The following is a 20081-nucleotide window of genomic DNA, read 5'->3' as shown; positions in this document are numbered from 1 at the left end:
CAGGTTCAGCTCACAGTTTGCTGTTCTGGCAGCCGGCACTGACGCATTCGCGCACGCGGTCTTGCAGGAATTGCGCGCGTCCGATGGTGGTCTGGGTGGCGCAATCGAGGTTCACATAGAAGTCCGATGCTTCGCGTTTGGAACAGCTCTTGTTGCGGTTGCTGATCCACGCCAGCTGGCCCGATTTCAGCTTTTGCTTGCCGCTGGCATCGAGCTGGGCCGCGAGTTTCTTGTAGTTGGCGTTCAATTCCTTGTCCGCTTCCTGGTACACCTTGTTCAGGCAATACAGGCCGTCGAAGTCGTTGCGGGGCGTATCGCAAGCCGAGTTGGCGAAGGCGGAGCCGGAGGCAAGCACGAGCAAGGCAAACAGGTATTTTTTCATCATGTACTTTCAGAAAGTGGAGGGGAACGGACTGGGCGCCGGGCCAGCAAGCGCTTTTGCGCATTTTACAATATGCTGCGCGCAGCAATTGTTCGTTTGCCAAGTGCCTGCCGCCGTTGTCTGCTTTCTGCACGGACAAAAAAAAAGAAGCCGGGGCTCGCAAGCGCAGGCTTCTTTCCAGGACACGTCACTGCAGCGCAGGCGTGTCCGTTTTACGTTGACAGGAACCGCTTACGCGAAGTTCTTGGCAACGAATTCCCAGTTGACCAAGCCCCAGAACGTTTCCACGTACTTGGCGCGCAGGTTGCGGTAGTCGATGTAGTAAGCGTGTTCCCAGACGTCGCAGGTCAGCAGTGGCTTGTCGCCGGTGGTCAGCGGGCAGCCGGCGTTCGAGGTGTTGACGATGTCGACGGAGCCGTCGGCTTTTTGCACCAGCCAGGTCCAGCCCGAACCGAAGTTGCCCACGCACGACTTGGTGAATTCTTCCTTGAACTTGTCGAACGACGACCATTTGGCGTTGATCGCGTCAGCCACGGCACCGGTAGGCGCGCCGCCGCCGGCCGGCTTCATGCCGTTCCAGTAGAAGGTGTGGTTCCATACTTGCGCTGCATTGTTGAAGATGCCGCCCGACGATTTCTTGATGATTTCTTCCAGCGACAGGTTCTCGAACTCGGTGCCCTTGATCAGGTTGTTCAAGTTGGTGACATACGCCTGGTGATGCTTGGCATAGTGGTATTCCAGGGTTTCTTTCGAAATATGCGGCGCCAGAGCGTCCATTTCATACGGCAGTGGTGGCAGAGTATGTTCCATGTGATGTCCCTTTGTGGTGAGTGTTCGGAGTCTTCCGGCCCGGGGCCGGAGGGTTGAGCCTGCGTGCTTGAAGCAAGCATTCTTGCTGAACGAGCCACTATTGTAAAGCGGATGCGCCATTGCTGCAGATTCCGGCACGCGTCGCGGATGCCGTTGGCGTAGTGATTCTCGTTTAGCCTGAATCGGGCGGAAAAGTTCCCAGCCGCAAGCCTCAGCGGATGCGTCGGGTGGTTTCCCTGACGATCAGTTCCAGGGGTGGAATGACCGCCTGCACGGCTTCGCCATTGATCAGGCCCAGCAGCGCTTCGGTGGCGATGCGGCCGATGTCGTACAGGGGCTGGTGGATGGTCGTCAGCGGCGGCGTCGTGTAGGACGAACCGGGCAAGTCATCGAAACCGACGAGCGAGATATCGTCGGGCACGCGGATGCCCTTGCGGTACAGGCACAGGCGCACGCCATAGGCGGACAGGTCGTTGGCGGCGAAGACGGCGCTGAATTGCTGCTGCGTATCGAACAGATGGTTCATGGCCAGCATCCCGCTTGCCTCATGGAAATCGCCTTCCACCATCAGCTTCGGATCGATGGCGATGTCCGCTTCGCGCAGCGCGCGCTGGTAGCCCGTCAGGCGCTCGGCCGCATCCGTGTTGTTGGCCGGACCGGCCACGAAGGCGATGCGGCGGTGGCCCAGTTCCACCAGGTGGCGCACGGCCAGGTAGGCACCGTATTCGTTGTCGAGCTTGAAGCCGATGGCGCTTTTGGTCGCCAGCGCGCGGCCCGTCGAGACGATGGGCCGCTGCTGCGAGAAATCGAGCACGCTCTGGTCCGAGATGCGCCCCGACAGCAGGATGATGCCGTCGACCTTCCGCGCCAGCAGCAAACGGATGCGGTCGGCCTCTTCCTGCGCATTCCAGTGCCCGCTGACGATGACGGACGCATAGCCCGTGTCTTTCAAACCGTCGTCCACGCCGCGCAGGCTTTCGTCGAAGAAGGGGCTGGAAATATCCTGCACCACGATGCCGATGGTCATCGAGCGGCCCTTTTTCAAGCCCTGCGCCATCTGGTTCGGCGCGAATTTCATGTGCGCGATCGCCGCCAGCACGGCGTCGCGCTTGTCGTCGGAGACCCTGGCCGTGCCGTTCAGGATGCGCGAGACGGTGCTGGGCGACACGCCTGCCTGGCGGGCCACGTCGAGCAGGGTGGAAGGGGGAGCAGCGTGGGCGCTATCGTTCAAGGTGATTCCTGGCTATCAAGATGGCTGGTTGTCAGTACTCTGAAAACCTTTTCAGTGAAAGGTTACCATAAACGGGGGCGATGGCTGCAGGTGAGCCTGGCCGGAACGGCGTAAGCCGACACGCGCCGCCAAAAATGTGCCGGATGATGTGCTGGCGCGTCCACTTGCTCGTTGTGAAAACGTTTTCATAAAAAACAACAGCGGCCTGGCAGCTTGCATTTTCTCCTTTTTCATAGGAGAACACGCGCAACGGTGCCCATCTCGCCACGCTGGACTCAATAAAAATGACAACTTTTTCGGTTGACTTGATTTTCTTTGCGGTGTTAAATGGAGTCATGCTATGAAAACGTTTTCAAGATAGAAGACGCTCAATAAATGGAGATGAAATAATGAAGTCAAGCATTCTTGGCGCCACCCCGCTGGCAGCGCTGACCCTGGCCTTTGGCGTGGCCGCCGCGCCCGCAGCCGTCCCGTCGGCCGCAGTGCTGCCGGCGCTGGCCCCCGCCACGCTTACCGTCGCCTCGTTCCCTGACCTGGACCGCGCCGTCAAGACGGCCTTGCCCCTGTGGGAAAAGCTGTACCCGCAAGTGAAGGTCAAGCTGGTCAGCCTGCAGATCGACGACCACCATAATTCGATGACGACGGCGCTTGCGGCCGGTGCGCGCTTGCCTGACGTGATGGCCATCGACTTCCGCTATGTCGGCAGTTTCGCCGAATCGAAGGGCATGGAAAACCTCTTGCTGCCGCCTTACGGGGCAGGGCAGTACCGTGCCCAGTTCGTGCCGTTCACGTTCGTGCAGGCCACCAGTTCGCGCGGCACCCTGGGCGCCATGCCGGCCGACCTGGGACCGGGCACGCTGTTCTACCGCAAGGACTTGATGGACAAGGCGGGCATCAAGGAGGCCGACCTGACGGCCTCGTGGGAGTCGTACATTGCCGCCGGCAAGAAGCTCAAGGCCGCCACGGGCAGCTATCTGCTGGCCGGCGCCAGCGACCTGGCCGATATTGTTATCCGCGCCAATTTGAAAGATGGCGAAGGCATTTATTTTGGCGACAAGGGGCAAGTGCTGGTCGACTCGCCCCGTTTCGTGAAAGCGTTTGAACTGGCCAAGGCGGCGCGTGTGGCCGGCATCGATGCGCGCACCGTGGCCTGGACGGGCGAGTGGGCCGAAGGCTTCAAGCGCGACAAGGTAGCCAGCCAGATGATGGGTTCCTGGCTCAGCGGCCACCTGGCCAAGTGGCTGGCGCCGGCTTCCTCCGGCCAGTGGCGCGCGGCGAACCTGCCGGCCGGCGCGCTGGCCTCGTACGGCGGCTCCTTCTACGGCATTCCGAAAAAGGCGGCGAATAAAACCCAGGCCTGGGAATTCATCAAGTTCATGACCGTGAACAAGGATATCCAGCTGCATTCGCTGAAAGAGATCGGCGCCTTTCCCGCCCTCAAAGCTGCGTATGCGGACCCGATGATGGACGAGCCGCAGGCGTATTTCGGCGGCCAGAAGACGCGCTTGCTGGCGCGCGATACGGCAGCGGGAATTCCCGTCATCCGCGTCGACAAGTTCGACGCCGTGGCGCGCGACATCGTCAACATGGAACTGGAAAGCGTGCTGGCGCAAAACAAGGATATCAAGACGGCGCTGGCCGACGCCAAGGCCCTGATCACCCACCGCGCGCGGCGCTAGGATAGGCATGAGCCATTTGAATCCCCCATCGGCATCGCTGGCGCACAAGGCGCCCGCGTCGGCGCGGCCCGCCAAAAAACGCGTCAACATGAAGCAATGGGCGCCGTACATTTTCATCTGCCCCTTCTTCATCCTGTTCGCCGTCTTCAGCCTGTTCCCGTTGCTGTTTTCCATCTACCTGTCGTTCAACCAGTGGGAAGCGGCCAGCGGCGTGGAAGCCATGCAGTGGGTGGGCCTGGACAACTACAAGTATGCCTTGAGCGACCCGTGGTTTTTGCGCTCGCTGGGCAATACCGTCTGGCTGGCGCTGGCCTCGGGCGTGCCGCAGCACCTCGTCGCCATTCCCCTGGCAGCCTTCATCCACAACAGCTTCAAGCGCTCGCGCAACCTGGTGATCGGCATTTACTTTTTACCGTTCATCACCTCCAGCGTGGCCATCGCCATGGTCTTCAATACGCTGTTTTCGCGCGACTATGGACAGATCAATGTGCTGATCCAATGGTGCGCCAGCCTGCCGCTGGTGGGCGGTCTCGGTCTATTTCCCCCTGCCGCTGAGTCCATTGACTGGCTGGGTAGCTCGCTGTTCATCAAGCCGGCCGTCGCCTTCGTCATCTTCTGGCGCTACCTGGGCTGGAATCTGGTGCTGTACCTGTCCGCGCTGCAGGTTATTCCCAAGGATTTGTACGAGGCGGCGACCATCGATGGCGCCACCAAGCGCCAGCAATTCTGGTACATCACCCTGCCGCAATTGCGCCCCATGATCTACCTGGCCGTCACGCTCACCATCATGGGCAATTTGCAGCTGTTCGAGGAGCCGTTCGTGCTGGTGGCCGAGTCGAGTGGCGTGAGCCAGTCCGTGATGACGACGGCCATCTTCGTCTACAAGACGGCGTTTTCCTCGGGTGACTTTGGTACGGCGTCGGCCATTTCCTGGCTGCTGTTCCTCATCATCGCCAGCACCACCTGGGTGAATAACCGCATCTTCAACCGCAATGAACGTCATGAACGCAAGGAGGCCCGATGAAAACTACCCGCTGGACGGCCTATGCCATGGTGGCCATCGGCGCCCTGATCATGGTCGCGCCGTTCTACTTCATGTTCGTCTTCGCCACGCATACCAGCGCGGAGATCTACAGCCTGCCGCCGCCGCGCTGGTTCGGCACGGCCCTGCTGAACAACATCGAGTTGCTGCAGGAACGCCTGCCGTTCTGGCGCAATATCGGCATCAGCCTGTACGTGGCCCTGATGACCACCGCGCTAACTTTATTCTTTTGCTCGCTGGGCGGCTATGCCTTCGCCATGTACGAGTTCCGCTTCAAGCGGCCCTTGTTTACCCTGGTGATGGCGTCGATGATCATCCCGTCCTTCATGAACATGATCCCGACCTTCATGCTGATGGATTTCCTCGGATGGCTGGACCAGCCGCGCGCCCTGTACGTGCCGGGCGCGGCCGGCGCGCTGGGTATCTTCCTGATGCGCCAGTACATCGGCACGGCGATACCAAGGGACCTGATCGAGGCGGCGCGCATCGACGGCTGCGGTGAATTCGCCATCTACTGGCGCGTGGTGCTGCCGTTGATAGGCCCCGCCATGGGCACCCTGGGCCTGATCACCTTCATCAACTCGTGGAACAATTTCATTACGCCGCTGGTCGTCATGCGCTCGGTCGAGAACTACACGATCCCGCTGGCGCTGCGCAGCATGCAGGCGCCGAACAACACGGAGTGGGGCGCGCTGATGACGGGCGCCGCGATTGCCGTGCTGCCGCTGTTGCTGATGTTTTTTGTCGCCTCGAAGCGCCTCATAGAAGGCCTTACGCAGGGCGCCGTCAAAGGCTAGAGCTCTCTTAATCCACTCACACTGACATGACCACCATGCATAACGACGATACCGATACCACCTTCCCTGCCACCTTCACCTGGGGCGTGGCCACCAGCGCCTACCAGATCGAGGGCGCCGCGGCCATCGATGGCCGCGGCCCATCCATCTGGGATACCTTCAGCCACGCGGACGGCAAGATCATCGACGGCAGCAATGGCGACGTGGCCTGCGACCATTACCACCGCTATGCCGACGACGTGGAGCTGATCGCCAATCTGGGCGTGAACGCCTACCGCTTTTCCATGTGCTGGTCGCGCGTGCAGCCCACGGGTTCGGGCGCCTGGAACGAGGCGGGCTTCGATTTCTATGCGCGCCTGCTCGACGCGTTGGCCGCCAGGGGTCTCGATGCCCATTTAACTCTGTACCACTGGGATTTGCCGCAAGCCTTGCAGGACGAGGGCGGCTGGCTCAATCGCGCCACTTGCTATCACCTCGCCGCCTATGCGGCCGAGGTGGCGCGCCGCTTCGGCCACAAGGTCGTCAGCATCGCCACGCACAATGAACCGTGGTGCACGGCCGTGCTGGGCCACGGCACGGGCCAGTTCGCCCCCGGCATGGCCGATCCGGCAGCCGCCGTGCAAGTGTCGCACCACTTGCTGCTGTCGCACGGTCTGGCCGTGCAAGCCATGCGCGCCGTCAATCCGCCCGCGAAACTGGGCATCGTGCTCAATCAATGGACGGCCACGCCGGCCACCGACAGCGCGCAAGACCGCGAACTGGCCGAACTTGAATATGCGCGCTCGGTGCAGTGGTATATGGACGCCATCTTCAAGGGCCGCTACCCGGCCCTGGCCCTGAAACACCCAGATGCTTCCGCTTTAGCTATCTTTGAAAACGATTTCACAGATATCAAACAGCCCATCGATTTCCTCGGCGTGAACTACTACACGCGCGCTTTCATGAGCGCCGAGACGCCGCCGCGCAAGCCCGAATGCAAGCTGGGCGTCAACGACATGGGCTGGGAAACCTATCCGCAAGGCTTGACGGAGCTGCTCGTGGGCCTGCACCGCGAATACCGGCTGCCGCCCGTCTACATCACGGAAAACGGCATGGCCGTCGCCGACAAGCCCCTTGACGGCAAGATCCACGATCAGGCGCGCATCGAGTACGTGCGACTGCACCTGGATGCCTTGCGCGCCGTGATCGCGCAGGGCATCGACGTGCGCGGCTACTTCTACTGGAGCTTGATGGATAACTTCGAATGGAACTCGGGCTACGCCAAGCGCTTCGGCATGCTGTACGTCGATTACGCCACGCAGCAGCGCAGCTTCAAGGACAGCGCCCTGTGGTACCGCGACTTCATCGCCGCGCAACGGGCCGCGCATGCCGATGCGCCGGTTTTGGCAGGGGAACACTGACATGGCCGCCATCTCGCTGCGCGGCATCCGCAAGACTTATGGCGACGGCCCGGAAATCGTCAAGGGCCTCGATCTCGATATCCATGACGGCGAATTCATGGTCTTCGTCGGGCCGTCCGGCTGCGGCAAGTCGACCCTGTTGCGCATGATCGCGGGACTGGAAGACATCAGCGCGGGCCAGCTGCGCATCGGCGACTTGCTGGCCAACGACGTGGCGCCGGCCGAGCGGGGCATCGCCATGGTCTTCCAGAGCTACGCCCTGTATCCGCACATGACGGCGCGCGACAACATGGGCTTTGCTCTCAAACTGGCGGGCAAGCCGGAAACGGAAGTGCGCGCCGCCGTGGGCAAGGTGGCCGAGATTTTGCAGATCACGCACCTGCTCGAGCGCAAACCCAAGGCCCTGTCCGGCGGCGAACGCCAGCGCGTGGCCATTGGCCGTTCCATCGTGCGCCAGCCCAAGGTATTCCTGTTTGACGAGCCGCTGTCGAACCTCGATGCATCCTTGCGCGTGCAGACACGCATCGAGCTGGCCAAGCTGCACCAGGAGCTGGGCACCACCATGATTTACGTCACCCACGACCAGGTCGAGGCCATGACCCTGGGTGACCGCGTCGCCGTCTTTCATGGCGGCCACCTGGAGCAGGTGGGCGCGCCTTTGGACCTGTACCGCCATCCGGCCAGCCAGTTCGTGGCCGGTTTCATCGGCGCGCTGCGCATGAACTTTTTGCCGTGCGCTGCCGTCCCGGCCCTGGCCAGCCAGCTCGGTGGCGCGGCCGGCATGCTGGTCGGCATACGTCCCGAGCACCTGCGCCTGGTGCCGCGCAATGAGGGCTACGGCGCCAGCGTGACCCTGATCGAGCAGCTGGGCGATGCGCAGATCATTCACGCGACGCTTGACGATCGCATCGACGGCGGCCAGCACGCGGTGGCCATCAAGCTGCACGGCGAGGCGCGCCACACGCTGGCGCAGGGCAGCGCCATCGGCTTCGCACCGGAAGAAGGCCATGCCTTTCTATTCGACACGGCCGGGCGCGCCGTGGCTACCCATTGACCCCGCACGGAGGCGACATGACTTCAGATTGACACCCAAAAAATGTGCAGCAGTAGCCAAAGAGCTATGTGATCATCATTCAACCAGCGGTACAGGAGACAAAAAAATGCAACAGCTCAAACGCAACACCATCGCCCTCAGCCTGGCGCATGCGACCTTCGCCCAGTGCATTTTGCTGGGCAGCGGTGTCGCCGTGGCGCAAGACACGACCCCCACCGACACGGCAAAACCGGCAGCCGAGCAGATGGACCGCATCGTCGTCACGGCCACGCGCCGCAACACCTTCGTGCAGGAGACGCCGCTGGCCGTTACCGCCTTCAACCAGGACACCCTGCAAAACAACCAGGTCAAGGATCTGGCGTCGCTGGCCACCATGGTGCCCAGCCTGGTCGTCGAGCAGCATGGCGACTCGGGTGGCGTGCACGTCTACATGCGCGGCGTCGGTTCGGCCAACCACACGGAGCTGGGCGACCCGGCCGTCGCCTTCTATGTCGATGGCGTGTATTCACCTCGTCCCCAGGGCGCCACGGCGCTGATGTATGACCTGTCCCACGTGGAGGTGGCGCGCGGTCCGCAAGGCACCCTGAATGGCCGCAATTCCACGGCCGGCGCCGTCAACCTCGTGTCGGCCGCGCCGAGCACGGCCAAGTTCATGGGCTCGGCCGGCATCACCGTGGGCGACAAGCGCCATTTGCAGACGCAGGGCATGTTGAATATTCCGTTTTCCGACGACGTGGCGCTGCGCATCGCCGCCATCAAGGATAGCCACGACGGCACGGTGGATTTTCGCCGCGGCTCGAACGTCATGCCGGGCACGGCCAAGTATGGCGCCGGCGACCAGATGGGCGTGCGCGCCTCCCTGCTGTGGAAAATCACGCCGCAGCTGCGCGGCACTTTCATCGCCGACTACTTCCTTGACCAGGGTGCCGGCAACGTCTACCTGGCGGCAGAACCGAAAGGGGGCGAGAAGCTGCGCTCGGCCCTGATCGACACGCCGGGCACCCTGGATCAGTCGATTTTGACCTACAAGGGCAAGCTCAATTACAAGCCGACGGACGCGCTGGACTTTACTTACCTGGGCAGCTGGAGTCGCTACAAGCGCCAGAACAGCAACGATTCCGATGCGGGCCTGTTCCCCGGCTTCAAGTCGGAAAACCGTACCGACTGGGCGCAGTTCGACAGCTATTCGCACGAGCTGCAGGCGCGCTCGGACGACGATGCGCCGTTCCAGTGGGTGGCCGGCCTATTCCTCTTCAATGAAAAGAACAAGGTGCGCTTCGATATCGACCGCAGCCAGATTTCGCAGGCGGCCGTGCAGCAGGATATCGCCAACGGCGCCGTGATCTTCGTGCAGCCCACCGTGGGCCAGTACGCTTCGTCGATGTCCTTCATCCAGGGCGACCGCCAGCTCAAATCAAAGGCCGTATTCGGCCAGGTCAGCCAGCAGGTGACGGACCAGATCAAGCTGACGGCCGGCGCGCGCTACACGAAAGACCATAAATTCGACATCGGGGGCAAGAACTGGGCCTGCCCGAACTGGCCCGCAAACACGCCGCTGGGCACCACGGTGCTCACTGCCGACCAGCTGCGCCAGCTGGTCACGCCCGGCTCGGGCCTGGCCAATACGCACAATATCGGGCCCGGCGGCGCCATCACGGCCGCCACCTGCGGCAATACGCCGGGCGACAATACGGCCGACCTGAAATATGGCCAGGCCACCTGGCTGGGCCGCATCGAGTACAAGCTGCGCTCCAATATCTTGCTGTTCGGTTCCGTGACGACGGGCTTCCATTCGCCAGCCATCGGCGACGGCGGCGCCACCACCAAGCCGGAAAAACTGACCAGCTATGAAATCGGTTTCAAGTCGGACTTGCTGAACCGCCAGCTGACCCTGAACCTCGATGCTTTCCTGATGAAATACAAGGACAAGCTCGAATCGCAGGTGGTCAACAGCGTGCTGGCCAACTTCAATGCGGCCGGCGCCACCGTCAAGGGACTGGAAGCGGAATGGGTGTGGCGGCCAACGAAGGTCGACCGCCTGACGGGCAACGCCACCTGGTTGAAGGCTGTGTACGATGATTTCATGTCATGCGACGTCGATGCGGCGCGCGCGAATGGCCAGTCCTGCGGTTCGACGGCGCCATTGGTCAACGTGGGCGGCAGTACCATGAAGCATGCGCCGAAGTTTTCCACGACCGTCCAGTACGAGCATGATTTCAATGTCGCCGGCGGCCAGCTCACGCCGCGCGCCTCGGTGCATTATGAAACCATGTCGTACGTGGGAGCGGGGGCGTTCAACGGCGACGTGCCGGGCCATGCGGGCGTCAAGCGCCAGGAAGCCTACACCACCCTGGACCTGAGCCTGCGCTTCCAGCCGGCGAACAAGGCCTATACGGTAGAAGCGTTCGTGCAAAACGCCACCGACAAGGCGGTCAAGCTTGACGTCAATGAAATCTGCACGGACGTGGGCATGCCATGCCAGCCCACGCAGCAGATCTACGGCGCCTTCTACAACGCGCCGCGCACGGTTGGCGCGCGTGTGTCGATGAAGTTCTGATGGCGTAAGGTGCAGTTGCAATAGCAGTAGCAGTTCACTCAGTAGGGCAGGTGTTGGGCCGGGGAGTTTCCCCGGCCTTTTTTACTCTAACGTCGCCTGCACGCTGGCGATGCCGATCTGCGCGCTGCCTTCGGCCAGGCGCACATTGACATTCTGGCGCGCCTGCAACTGCGCCGGCGAGCGCACGATGGCGCCTTTTTCGTCGCGCAGGATGGCGTAACCGCGTTCCAGGGTGCGCTGGGGATTCAGTAACTCCAGCTGCGCTGCCAGACCGTCGAGGCCGTGTCGCCGCTGGCCTAGCTGCTGCGCCATGGCCGCGCCGCCGCGCCGCTGGGCTTCCACCAGGCGCGCGCGCGGCGCCGTGACGTCGGGCCGCAAGGCCGTCCAGCGGCTGCGCAGGCGTTCCAGCGCGTACTGCGATTGACTGACGGGCGCGCGCGCCGCATGCGTCATGGCCGTCGACAGGGCCAGCAGCTGCAAGCGCTGCTGCTGCAGCTGCGCCTTCGGGTTGAGCAGGCGGCGGCTGTGGCGATCCAGTGTTTGCGCCGCATCGTCGAGGCTGCGGCGCATGGCGCGGCGCAGGTCGGTCGCATCGGCGCGCAAGGAGGCTATCCAGTCGGCGCGTGGCGTGGCCGCCAGTTCGGCCGCCGCCGTCGGCGTGGCTGCGCGCAGGTCGGCCGCGAAGTCGGCGATGGTGAAATCCGTTTCGTGGCCGACGCCGCTGATCACGGGCATGGAGCAATCGGCGATCGCGTATGCCACGGCGTCATCGTTGAACGACCATAAATCCTCGATGCTGCCGCCGCCACGGCACACCAGCAGCACGTCGCACTCGGCCCTTGTTGATGCCGTGCGGATGGCGTGCGCGATTTTTTCCGGTGCCTGCTGGCCCTGCACGGGCGTGGGGTAGAGGATGATGGAGACGTGCGGCGCGCGGCGCTTGAGCGCGATCAGCACGTCGCGCAGGGCCGCCGCCTGCGGGCTGGTAACGATGCCGATGCTGCGCGCGAACATGGGAATGGCGCGCTTGCGCTCCTGGTCGAACAGGCCCTGCGCGGCCAGTTTTTCCTTCAGGCGCTGGAACGCTTCGTACAGGGCGCCCACGCCGGCGCGGCGGATGGCTTCCACGTTGATCTGGTAATCGCCGCGCGCGCCGTACAGGGTGACGAGGGCGCGCACTTCCACCTTGTCGCCTTCGCGCGGCGTGAAGCCCGCGTACTGGGCGCGGCCGCGGAACATCACGGCGCGCACCTGGGCGCCATCGTCCTTCAAGGTGAAATACCAGTGGCCGGAAGCGGCGCGCGTGAAGTTGGAAATCTCGCCGGCGATCCAGGTCAGAGGGAACGAGCGCTCGAGCAGGCGCGCGACGGCCTGGTTGAGGGCGCTGACGGTGAGCACGGGTGGGGCGGCAAAGCCGCTGTCAGTCGGGGTGTCGGTCATCATGAAGCGGGAGAGGGAAGGGAACTGTCCACATATTATCGGCGAGGTCATGCTTATGTCATATATCGCGCAAAACAACAAGTTCTATTTCTAAGTATTTGATTTCATGATGAATTTATCTGTGCTTGATTTGCGTGCACAAGGAAAAAGTCCTTTAATATCAAGCACATCAGTGAAGCGCATGCCACTTACGCACAAAGTTATCCACAGAAAGTGTGCGGAACTTTTTGCGGTGGACAAACAATGCCGGACAGGCTCCTTTCGGCGAAGAAAAATGCCTTGCTACATTTTTGCGCACGGAAATAAAGTGCATAGGAATCAAGCGCTTAGTATGCCATGTCTGGCCTTGCGCACAATCTTATCCACAAAAAATGTGCAGAACTCTGGCGCAGGGCCGGATTTATCCACTGGAACGTCCATGGTATGGCCTGCCTGAATTTTGCGCAGCATGAAAATAGCCATATAAATCAAAGGTGTAGCATCATGCCGTACGCTTTGCTCACAATCTTATCCACAGAATGTGTGCAAAACTGCATAAACTGTTTCGCTTTTTCTTCTGGTTTTCCACCGCGCGGCCATGTTGCTGTGCTGCCTCATTTTTAAGCATTGAAAAAAACTCCTTTAAAATCAATGCTCTTGCATGGAGTCAATCGGCTTGCTCACAATCTTATCCACACTTTATGTGCGGAACTGCCGTCGTGGTGGAAAACTGCCGTTTTGGAGCGAAATAGGGCGGCTAAAACCCAGCTTTTCAGCCCTTGCCACATTTTTATGCATGACAATAAAATCGATATAAATCAATGTACTTGGCGCCTATCTTTGAGCTTGCGCACAATCTTGTCCACAGATTGTGTGCAGAACTTTGACGACCAATATGCCGCGTATGGCGCGCCCGCTGCCACTTTTTTATGCATTGATTTAATTTACTTTAAAATCAATGACTTAATTGAATTCCTCGGCTTTGCGCACAATCTTGTCCACAGTAAATGTGCAGAACTCTTCAAGTATTAATTTATTGATATTGACTACTGGTGATGAGCTGCCATGCCTGTATTTTGCGCAGCACGACAATCTCCATGAAAATCAATGACTTGCATGCTGGACTTCATGCTTGCTCACAATCTTATCCACACAAAGTGTGCAAAACTGTGTGCTGGCAGCGCCCGCTCGCCGCGTGGTGTGGACAAGTGTGCATGCAGGCGCCACTTGCCGCCGGCGCGGCAACGCGCTACATTGCGCCATTCCTGCGCCGACATACAATCGGTCTTCGGCGCTCGGTACAATACAGGCTGTTCGGGCGGTCCATCGCCTTCCCTTTACCAGGAGTTTCTTTTGCTCGCTATATTTCAAGCCGCTGGCTGGCCCATCTGGCTGTTGTTGATCGCTTCCATCGTCGCCCTGGCCCTGATCATCGAGCGCGTGTTGTACTTGCGCCGTGGCAAGATCCTGCCCCGCAAGCTCTTCGATGAAGTGGTGCAGGTGTATCGCAGCGGCAAGATCACGCCGGACACGCTGGCCAAGCTGGAAGACAATTCGCCGCTGGGCGTGGTGCTGGCCGCCGCCCTGCGCAATGTCGATGCGCCGCGCGAGGTGATGAAGGAATCGATCGAAGAGGCGGGCAGCGGCGTGGCGCACGTGCTGGAACGTTTCCTGACGACCCTGGGCACCATCGCCACCCTGGCTCCACTGATGGGGTTGTTTGGCACGGTGGTGGGCATGATCGAAATCTTCGGTTCGCAAAACGCCAGCGGCTCGAATCCCGCACAATTGGCCCACGGCATCTCGGTGGCCTTGTATAACACGGGCTTCGGCCTGGCCATCGCCATGCCGGCCCTGATCTTCTATCGCCACTTCCGCGCCCTCGTCGACAGCTTCGTCATTGACATGGAGCAGCAAGCCGTCAAGTTCGTCGACATCGTTCACAGTGGCCGCAAATGAACTTCCGCAAAGGTAAGGGGCGGGAAGACCCTGAAATCAACCTGATCCCGTTCATCGACGTGCTGCTGGTGATCCTGATCTTCCTGATGGTCAGCACCACTTACAGCAAATTTACGGAGCTGCAGATCACCTTGCCGACGGCCGATGCCGAGCAAGCCAAGGACAAGCCGCGGCAGATCGACGTCACCATCGATGCCAAGGGTAATTACACGGTCAACCGCGAAGCCGTCTCGTTCCGCGACGTGGCCGGCCTGGCCGATGCCTTGCAAAACGCGGCCAAGGTAGCCAATGGCGGCAAGGCGCCCGCGCAGACGCCCGTGGTGGTGGTCAACGCCGACCAGTTCGCCATGCACCAGATGGTCATCCACGTGATGGAAGCGGCGCGCCTGGCCGGCTATGAAAAGCTGACGTTCGCGGCGCAGGCGGGCGGCAAGTAAGCTATTATTCAACCCCAATCGAAGTGCTGGGGTCAGACCCGCCGCGTCTGACACCGGATTTTGCACCTGGGGTTATTTTTTACGTCTGTCCCCATGCCCACATCCTCCCCCGCCAAGCTTGAAACTACTCTCACCCGCGCCTGGCTGACGCGCGGCCCGCTGGCGTGCGCGCTGTGGCCCGTCTCCCTGCTGTTTGGCGCCTTGAGCGCCGTGCGGCGCGGTCTGTACCGGGCAAACCTGCTGAAATCCGCGCGCCTGCCCGTGCCCGTCGTCGTCGTCGGCAATATCTTTATCGGCGGCACCGGCAAGACGCCGCTGACGATCTGGCTGGTGCAAGCCTTGCGCGACGCGGGCATGCGCCCGGGCGTCATTTCGCGCGGCCATGGCAGCGCCGACCGTTCGCCGCGTGCCGTCAGCGCTGCTTCCACGCCGCAGCAGGTGGGCGACGAGCCGCTGCTGATCTTCCAGCGCGGCGGCTGCCCCGTGATGGTGGGGCGCGACCGCGCGCAAGCGGGCAGGGCACTGCTGGCGGCGCATCCGGATGTCGACGTGCTGGTGACGGACGACGGCTTGCAGCATTACGCCTTGCAGCGCGACGTGGAAATCATGCTGTTCGACGGCCGTGGCGCGGGCAATGGCTGGCTGCTGCCGGCGGGACCCTTGCGCGAATCGCCGCGCCGCCGGCGCGATGTGACGGTGATCAATGCGCCCGAGCTGGCGCCGGATCTCGTTGCCAGGGTCGCGCCCGCAGGTTCCTTGGTCGTGCAGATGCGGCTCGATGGCGGCGTGGCCGAGCGCCTGCTCGACCGCAGCGAGCGGTTGCCTTTGGCGACCCTGGCGGCCAGCGGCCAGCGCATCGTGGCGGCGGCCGGCATCGGCAACCCGCAGCGTTTCTTTGCCATGCTGCGCGGGGCCGGATTGGACTTCATGGAACTGCCCCTGCCCGATCATCACGACTTCCTCGACCAGCCATTTGCGGCACTGGACACGGATGTGATCTTGATCACCGAGAAGGATGCAGTAAAATGTGCGCAAATTGAACATCTCAAAGATGACCCGAGACTGTGGGTCGTCCCCGTCAGTGCGCGCATCGATAGCGCGCTGGCCCAACAAATTGTGGAGAAATGTCGTGGACGCTCGACTGCTTGATATCCTGGTCTGCCCTGTTTGCAAGGGTCCGCTTGAACACGATAAGAAGGCGCAGGAACTGATTTGCCGCGCCGACCGCCTGGCTTATCCTATCCGCGATGGCATCCCCATCATGTGGGCGGACGAAGCGCGCACCCTGCAAGACGCAGTGGAATAACCGTGGCGTTCATCGTTATCATCCCGGCCCGCCTGGCTTCGACGCGCCTGCCTGGCAAGCCGCTGGCCGACCTGGGCGGCAAGCCCATGGTGGTGCGCGTGGCGGAGCAGGCGCGGCTCTCGGGCGCCGCGCGCGTCATCGTCGCCACCGACCATGACAGCATCCGCGCTGCCTGCGCCGCGCATGGCGTGGAAGTGTGCATGACGCGCGCCGACCATCCGTCGGGCACGGACCGCATCGCCGAAGTGGCGCGCACGCTCGCTTTGCCGCTCGACGCCGTCGTCGTCAACCTGCAGGGCGACGAACCCTTGATCGATCCGGCCCTACTGGCCGCCTGCGCGGCGCAGATCAGCAGTTCCGTTCCCATGGCCACCTGCGCCCATCCGCTGCACGAGGTGCTTGACGCATTCAATCCGAATGTGGTCAAGGTGGTGCTGGACAAGAATGGCCGTGCCTTGTATTTCTCGCGTGCGACCATCCCCTGGCACCGCGACGGCTTCGCGCAGTCCCGTGAAGATTTGCCGCAAGGTTATGTGCCGCTGCGCCATATCGGCTTGTATGCGTACAGCAATGCGTTCTTGCAAGAATATCCGCAATTGTCCGCTTCGCCGCTGGAAACCATCGAGGCGCTGGAGCAGTTGCGCGTGCTGTGGCACGGTATTGCCATCGCCGTGCATGTTACGGACTCTGCCCCTGCCGCCGGTGTCGACACGCCGGAAGATCTCGAACGCGTGCAGGCGCACTATCGCGCCCTGTAAGCGCTACCCGCAAAACGGCAGGCGTGCAAATATAGTTTGGGCGCCTGCAGTAAAAACCACATTTTGAAACGTCTGCCTCGCTAATTGCTGGCTTTGATCAATCAGGGCATAGCAATTCGATAGCAAACTGGCGTTCCGGGGATTTTTTGTGGTAAGTTTCGTAGGGAAAGATAGCCATAGCAACACCATCTAAAAATAATTACACATACCATCATCCAAAATCTGCTTTTTAGGAACTTTTCAATGCGTCTGATACTTTTAGGAGCACCCGGTGCCGGCAAGGGCACCCAAGCTAATTTCATCAAAGAAAAATACAACATTCCACAAATCTCCACGGGCGACATGCTGCGCGCGGCGATCAAGGAAGGCACGGAACTGGGCCTGGCAGCGAAAAAAGTCATGGATGCGGGCGGCCTCGTGTCGGACGACATCATGATCGGCCTGGTCAAGAGTCGTCTGCAGGAAGCCGATTGTGCCAATGGCTACCTGTTCGACGGCTTCCCGCGCACCATCGCGCAAGCGGACGCCATGAAAGATGCCGGCATCAATGTCGACTACGTGCTGGAAATCGACGTGCCCGATGCCTCGATCATCGAGCGCATGGATGGCCGCCGCAGCCACCCCGGTTCGGGCCGCGTCTACCACGTCAAATTCAATCCACCGAAGGTCGATGGCGTCGATGACATCACGGGCGAACCGCTGATCCAGCGCGACGACGACAAGGCGGAAACGGTCAAGAAGCGCCTGGATGTGTACCACAACCAGACCAAGGTCTTGCTCGGTTATTACAACGACTGGGCCAAGTCCGGCTTGCCAGGCGCGCCGAAATACCGCCGCATCGCCGGCGTCGGTCCGGTCGAGCAAATCCGCGACAGCGCATTTGCCGCCCTGGCGGAATAAGCAGTTTTTTAAAAGCGGACCTGAGTGTCCGCTTTTTTTGTGCCCGCTTTTCGCCAGCGGTGCCGTGTCGTTTTCGTAGTTCAGGTTTTTTGCAGGTCGTGTTTTCCTGGCTGCGCGTGCCTACCCGGTGCGGTCTGCAGCTGTTGGCAATGACGTCGGATAAAAACAGAAGGGGACGATATGGCAGCCAGTTTGTGGTTTGCGGTAGCCTGCGGCGTGGTCGCAGTCATTTATGGTTTGGTGTCGCGTAGCTGGATCCTGCGCCAGGATCCCGGCAACGCGCGCATGCAGGAAATCGCCCTGGCCATCCAGCAAGGCGCGGCCGCCTACCTGGCGCGCCAGTACCGCACCATCGCCATCGTCGGCGTGGTGCTCCTGATCGCCATCTATGCGCTGCTTGGCCTGCATACGGCGCTGGGCTTTTTGATCGGCGCCGTGCTGTCGGGCGCCTGCGGCTTCATCGGCATGAATGTCTCGGTGCGGGCCAATGTGCGCACGGCGCAGGCGGCCACCCTGGGCATCAACCAGGCGCTGAACGTGGCCTTCAAGGGCGGTGCGATCACCGGCATGCTGGTGGTGGGACTGGGCTTGTTGGGCGTGACCCTGTTCTACTGGCTGCTGGTGACGACGGGCGCGCCCGGCCTGACCCAGCATGACCTGATCAAGCCTTTGATCGGCCTGGCCTTCGGCGCCTCGCTCATTTCCATCTTCGCGCGGCTGGGCGGCGGCATCTTCACCAAGGGCGCCGACGTGGGCGCGGACCTGGTGGGCAAGGTCGAGGCGGGCATTCCCGAGGACGACCCGCGCAACCCTGCCGTTATCGCCGACAACGTGGGCGACAACGTGGGCGACTGCGCCGGCATGGCGGCCGACCTGTTCGAAACCTATGTCGTGACCCTGATCGCCACCATGCTGCTGGGCGCGTTGCTGATGGCAGAGGCCAGCAGCACGGCCATCATCTACCCGCTGTTGCTGGGCGCCGTCTCCATCCTCGCGTCCATCGTCGGCTGCTCGATGGTCAAGACGGCCCCCGGCAAGAAGATCATGTCGGCCCTGTACACGGGCCTGTGGTGGGCGGCTGGCCTCTCCTTGGTCGGCTTTGCCGTGGTGACGTGGCTGCTGTGGCCGGACGACGCCATGCGCTACAAGATGCTGGGCGCCACCGTCGTCGGCATCGTCCTCACGGGCCTGATGGTCTACATCACCGAGTACTACACGGGCACGGACTTCAAGCCCGTGCGCCATATCGCCGAAGCGTCGACGACGGGCCACGGCACGAATATCATCGCCGGCCTGGGCGTGTCGATGAAGTCCACCGCCTACCCGGTGCTGGCCGTCTGCGTCGCCATCCTCGTCTCGTACCAGCTGGCCGGCTTGTACGGCATCGCCATCGCCGCCACGGCCATGCTGTCGATGGCGGGCATCATCGTCGCGCTCGACGCGTATGGCCCCATCACCGATAACGCGGGCGGCATCGCGGAAATGTCGGGCTTGCCCGACTCCGTACGCGCCATCACCGACCCTCTCGACGCCGTCGGCAACACCACCAAGGCCGTCACCAAGGGCTATGCCATCGGCTCGGCCGGGCTGGCTGCACTGGTGCTGTTTGCCGACTACACGCATGCACTCGAATCGGTGGGCCAGCACATTACCTTCGATTTGTCGAACCCCATGGTCATCGTCGGCCTCTTCATCGGCGGCCTGATACCGTATCTGTTTGGTGCCATGGCGATGGAAGCCGTGGGCCGCGCGGCGGGCGCCGTGGTGGTCGAGGTGCGCCGCCAGTTCCGCGACATCAAGGGCATCATGGAAGGCACGGCGCGGCCCGAATATGACAAGGCCGTCGACATGCTGACGGCGTCGGCCATCCGTGAAATGATCGTGCCGTCCCTGCTGCCGGTGGTGGTGCCTATCGTCGTGGGCATGCTGCTGGGGCCAGCGGCGCTCGGTGGCCTCTTGATGGGCACCATCGTCACGGGCCTGTTCGTGGCCATTTCCATGACTACGGGTGGCGGCGCCTGGGACAATGCGAAGAAATACATCGAGGATGGCCATTTCGGCGGCAAGGGTTCCGACGCGCACAAGGCGGCCGTCACGGGCGATACGGTGGGCGACCCGTACAAGGACACGGCGGGACCGGCCGTGAACCCCTTGATCAAAATCATCAATATCGTGGCCCTGCTGCTGGTGCCGCTGTTGCCGGCCACGGGCTGGCTGGCGGTCAAGGCACCGGCGCCCATCCACGCGCCCGCACCAGCCATCCTGGCGCCGGCGACACCCGCGCAAGTGTTGCCGGCCCAGTAATGCCATGCGCTCCCGGCAGCCCCGCGGCACATGCTGCGGGGCTGTG

Annotated in this window: 18 protein-coding genes; 13 read left to right on the top strand and 5 right to left on the bottom strand. The window is 61.8% G+C overall.

What is annotated here, in order from left to right:
• Positions 1-10 precede the first annotated feature (10 nt).
• The 4 genes from ACQ4WP_RS02240 to ACQ4WP_RS02225 form a co-directional block, all read right to left on the bottom strand.
• On the bottom strand, positions 11-385 hold the full coding sequence (locus tag ACQ4WP_RS02240) for a lysozyme inhibitor LprI family protein (RefSeq protein ID WP_436518479.1): 375 nt from the start codon (positions 383-385) through the stop codon (positions 11-13).
• A gap of 228 nt (positions 386-613) precedes the next feature.
• Complete coding sequence (sodB, locus tag ACQ4WP_RS02235; protein WP_071078930.1) at positions 614-1192, bottom strand: superoxide dismutase [Fe]; 579 nt, start codon at positions 1190-1192, stop codon at positions 614-616.
• Between the two features lie 211 nt (positions 1193-1403).
• A complete protein-coding gene (locus ACQ4WP_RS02230) occupies positions 1404-2423 on the bottom strand; it encodes a LacI family DNA-binding transcriptional regulator (RefSeq protein ID WP_436518478.1) in 1020 nt (339 codons plus the stop codon).
• Positions 2424-2454: 31 nt separating this feature from the next.
• Positions 2455-2760: a hypothetical protein gene (locus tag ACQ4WP_RS02225; protein WP_436518477.1), complete on the bottom strand. Its 306-nt coding sequence runs from the start codon at positions 2758-2760 to the stop codon at positions 2455-2457.
• Positions 2761-2812: 52 nt separating this feature from the next.
• Between ACQ4WP_RS02225 and ACQ4WP_RS02220 the strand changes: the two genes are divergently transcribed.
• From ACQ4WP_RS02220 to ACQ4WP_RS02195, 6 genes are all read left to right on the top strand, one after another.
• Entirely contained in the window at positions 2813-4102 is a 1290-nt protein-coding gene (locus ACQ4WP_RS02220) for an ABC transporter substrate-binding protein (protein ID WP_436518476.1), read from the top strand.
• 7 nt (positions 4103-4109) lie between these two features.
• The gene (locus ACQ4WP_RS02215; protein WP_436518475.1) at positions 4110-5126 is read left to right on the top strand and encodes a carbohydrate ABC transporter permease; all 1017 of its coding nucleotides are present in this window, start codon (positions 4110-4112) and stop codon (positions 5124-5126) included.
• Complete coding sequence (locus tag ACQ4WP_RS02210) at positions 5123-5941, top strand: carbohydrate ABC transporter permease (RefSeq protein ID WP_096234333.1); 819 nt, start codon at positions 5123-5125, stop codon at positions 5939-5941. The genes ACQ4WP_RS02215 and ACQ4WP_RS02210 overlap by 4 nt, the downstream gene beginning before the upstream one ends.
• Before the next feature lie 26 nt (positions 5942-5967).
• Positions 5968-7341 (top strand): GH1 family beta-glucosidase, encoded by a 1374-nt coding sequence (locus tag ACQ4WP_RS02205; protein ID WP_436518474.1) that lies wholly within the window; start codon positions 5968-5970, stop codon positions 7339-7341.
• Position 7342: 1 nt separating this feature from the next.
• Positions 7343-8395, top strand: a complete 1053-nt coding sequence (locus ACQ4WP_RS02200; RefSeq protein WP_436518473.1) for an ABC transporter ATP-binding protein — start codon at positions 7343-7345, stop codon at positions 8393-8395.
• Between the two features lie 106 nt (positions 8396-8501).
• Positions 8502-10952 carry a TonB-dependent receptor gene (locus ACQ4WP_RS02195; protein WP_436518472.1) on the top strand — a complete coding sequence of 817 codons (2451 nt, stop codon included), beginning with the start codon at positions 8502-8504 and terminating at the stop codon, positions 10950-10952.
• A gap of 81 nt (positions 10953-11033) precedes the next feature.
• On the opposite strand, the gene xseA is transcribed toward ACQ4WP_RS02195, so the two are convergent.
• The gene (xseA, locus tag ACQ4WP_RS02190) at positions 11034-12395 is read right to left on the bottom strand and encodes an exodeoxyribonuclease VII large subunit (protein WP_436518471.1); all 1362 of its coding nucleotides are present in this window, start codon (positions 12393-12395) and stop codon (positions 11034-11036) included.
• A 1329-nt stretch (positions 12396-13724) separates the two neighbouring features.
• Between xseA and ACQ4WP_RS02185 the strand changes: the two genes are divergently transcribed.
• The 7 genes from ACQ4WP_RS02185 to ACQ4WP_RS02155 all read left to right on the top strand — a co-directional run bounded on the left by ACQ4WP_RS02185 (position 13725) and on the right by ACQ4WP_RS02155 (position 20035).
• The gene (locus tag ACQ4WP_RS02185; RefSeq protein WP_436518470.1) at positions 13725-14330 is read left to right on the top strand and encodes a MotA/TolQ/ExbB proton channel family protein; all 606 of its coding nucleotides are present in this window, start codon (positions 13725-13727) and stop codon (positions 14328-14330) included.
• Positions 14327-14767 carry an ExbD/TolR family protein gene (locus ACQ4WP_RS02180; protein WP_436518469.1) on the top strand — a complete coding sequence of 147 codons (441 nt, stop codon included), beginning with the start codon at positions 14327-14329 and terminating at the stop codon, positions 14765-14767. Before ACQ4WP_RS02185 ends, ACQ4WP_RS02180 begins: the two co-directional genes overlap by 4 nt.
• Positions 14768-14860: 93 nt before the next feature.
• The gene (gene lpxK, locus ACQ4WP_RS02175; protein ID WP_436518468.1) at positions 14861-15916 is read left to right on the top strand and encodes a tetraacyldisaccharide 4'-kinase; all 1056 of its coding nucleotides are present in this window, start codon (positions 14861-14863) and stop codon (positions 15914-15916) included.
• Positions 15897-16073 (top strand): Trm112 family protein, encoded by a 177-nt coding sequence (locus ACQ4WP_RS02170; protein WP_010395789.1) that lies wholly within the window; start codon positions 15897-15899, stop codon positions 16071-16073. The genes lpxK and ACQ4WP_RS02170 overlap by 20 nt, the downstream gene beginning before the upstream one ends.
• 2 nt (positions 16074-16075) lie before the next feature.
• Complete coding sequence (gene kdsB, locus ACQ4WP_RS02165) at positions 16076-16831, top strand: 3-deoxy-manno-octulosonate cytidylyltransferase (RefSeq protein WP_436518467.1); 756 nt, start codon at positions 16076-16078, stop codon at positions 16829-16831.
• A gap of 243 nt (positions 16832-17074) precedes the next feature.
• On the top strand, positions 17075-17731 hold the full coding sequence (gene adk, locus ACQ4WP_RS02160; RefSeq protein ID WP_436518466.1) for an adenylate kinase: 657 nt from the start codon (positions 17075-17077) through the stop codon (positions 17729-17731).
• A 180-nt stretch (positions 17732-17911) separates the two neighbouring features.
• Positions 17912-20035: a sodium-translocating pyrophosphatase gene (locus ACQ4WP_RS02155; protein WP_436518465.1), complete on the top strand. Its 2124-nt coding sequence runs from the start codon at positions 17912-17914 to the stop codon at positions 20033-20035.
• Positions 20036-20081: the final 46 nt, after the last annotated feature.

The sequence above is a fragment of the Janthinobacterium lyxosi genome (assembly GCF_051380665.1).
In the GTDB taxonomy this organism is placed as follows: Bacteria; Pseudomonadota; Gammaproteobacteria; order Burkholderiales; family Burkholderiaceae_D; genus Janthinobacterium.
The sequence above is the reverse complement of the archived record's forward strand: the minus strand, read 5'-3'. Positions and strand labels throughout refer to the sequence as shown.

Excerpts from the sequence above, each read along its gene's own strand:
- ACQ4WP_RS02240 (WP_436518479.1), bottom strand. The coding sequence starts at position 385 with ATGATGAAAAAATACCTGTTTGCCTTGCTCGTGCTTGCCTCCGGCTCC.
- sodB (WP_071078930.1), bottom strand. The coding sequence starts at position 1,192 with ATGGAACATACTCTGCCACCACTGCCGTATGAAATGGACGCTCTGGCG.
- ACQ4WP_RS02225 (WP_436518477.1), bottom strand. The coding sequence starts at position 2,760 with ATGACTCCATTTAACACCGCAAAGAAAATCAAGTCAACCGAAAAAGTT.
- ACQ4WP_RS02220 (WP_436518476.1), top strand. The coding sequence starts at position 2,813 with ATGAAGTCAAGCATTCTTGGCGCCACCCCGCTGGCAGCGCTGACCCTG.
- ACQ4WP_RS02215 (WP_436518475.1), top strand. The coding sequence starts at position 4,110 with ATGAGCCATTTGAATCCCCCATCGGCATCGCTGGCGCACAAGGCGCCC.
- ACQ4WP_RS02210 (WP_096234333.1), top strand. The coding sequence starts at position 5,123 with ATGAAAACTACCCGCTGGACGGCCTATGCCATGGTGGCCATCGGCGCC.
- ACQ4WP_RS02205 (WP_436518474.1), top strand. The coding sequence starts at position 5,968 with ATGACCACCATGCATAACGACGATACCGATACCACCTTCCCTGCCACC.
- ACQ4WP_RS02200 (WP_436518473.1), top strand. The coding sequence starts at position 7,343 with ATGGCCGCCATCTCGCTGCGCGGCATCCGCAAGACTTATGGCGACGGC.
- ACQ4WP_RS02195 (WP_436518472.1), top strand. The coding sequence starts at position 8,502 with ATGCAACAGCTCAAACGCAACACCATCGCCCTCAGCCTGGCGCATGCG.
- xseA (WP_436518471.1), bottom strand. The coding sequence starts at position 12,395 with ATGATGACCGACACCCCGACTGACAGCGGCTTTGCCGCCCCACCCGTG.
- ACQ4WP_RS02180 (WP_436518469.1), top strand. The coding sequence starts at position 14,327 with ATGAACTTCCGCAAAGGTAAGGGGCGGGAAGACCCTGAAATCAACCTG.
- lpxK (WP_436518468.1), top strand. The coding sequence starts at position 14,861 with ATGCCCACATCCTCCCCCGCCAAGCTTGAAACTACTCTCACCCGCGCC.
- adk (WP_436518466.1), top strand. The coding sequence starts at position 17,075 with ATGCGTCTGATACTTTTAGGAGCACCCGGTGCCGGCAAGGGCACCCAA.
- ACQ4WP_RS02155 (WP_436518465.1), top strand. The coding sequence starts at position 17,912 with ATGGCAGCCAGTTTGTGGTTTGCGGTAGCCTGCGGCGTGGTCGCAGTC.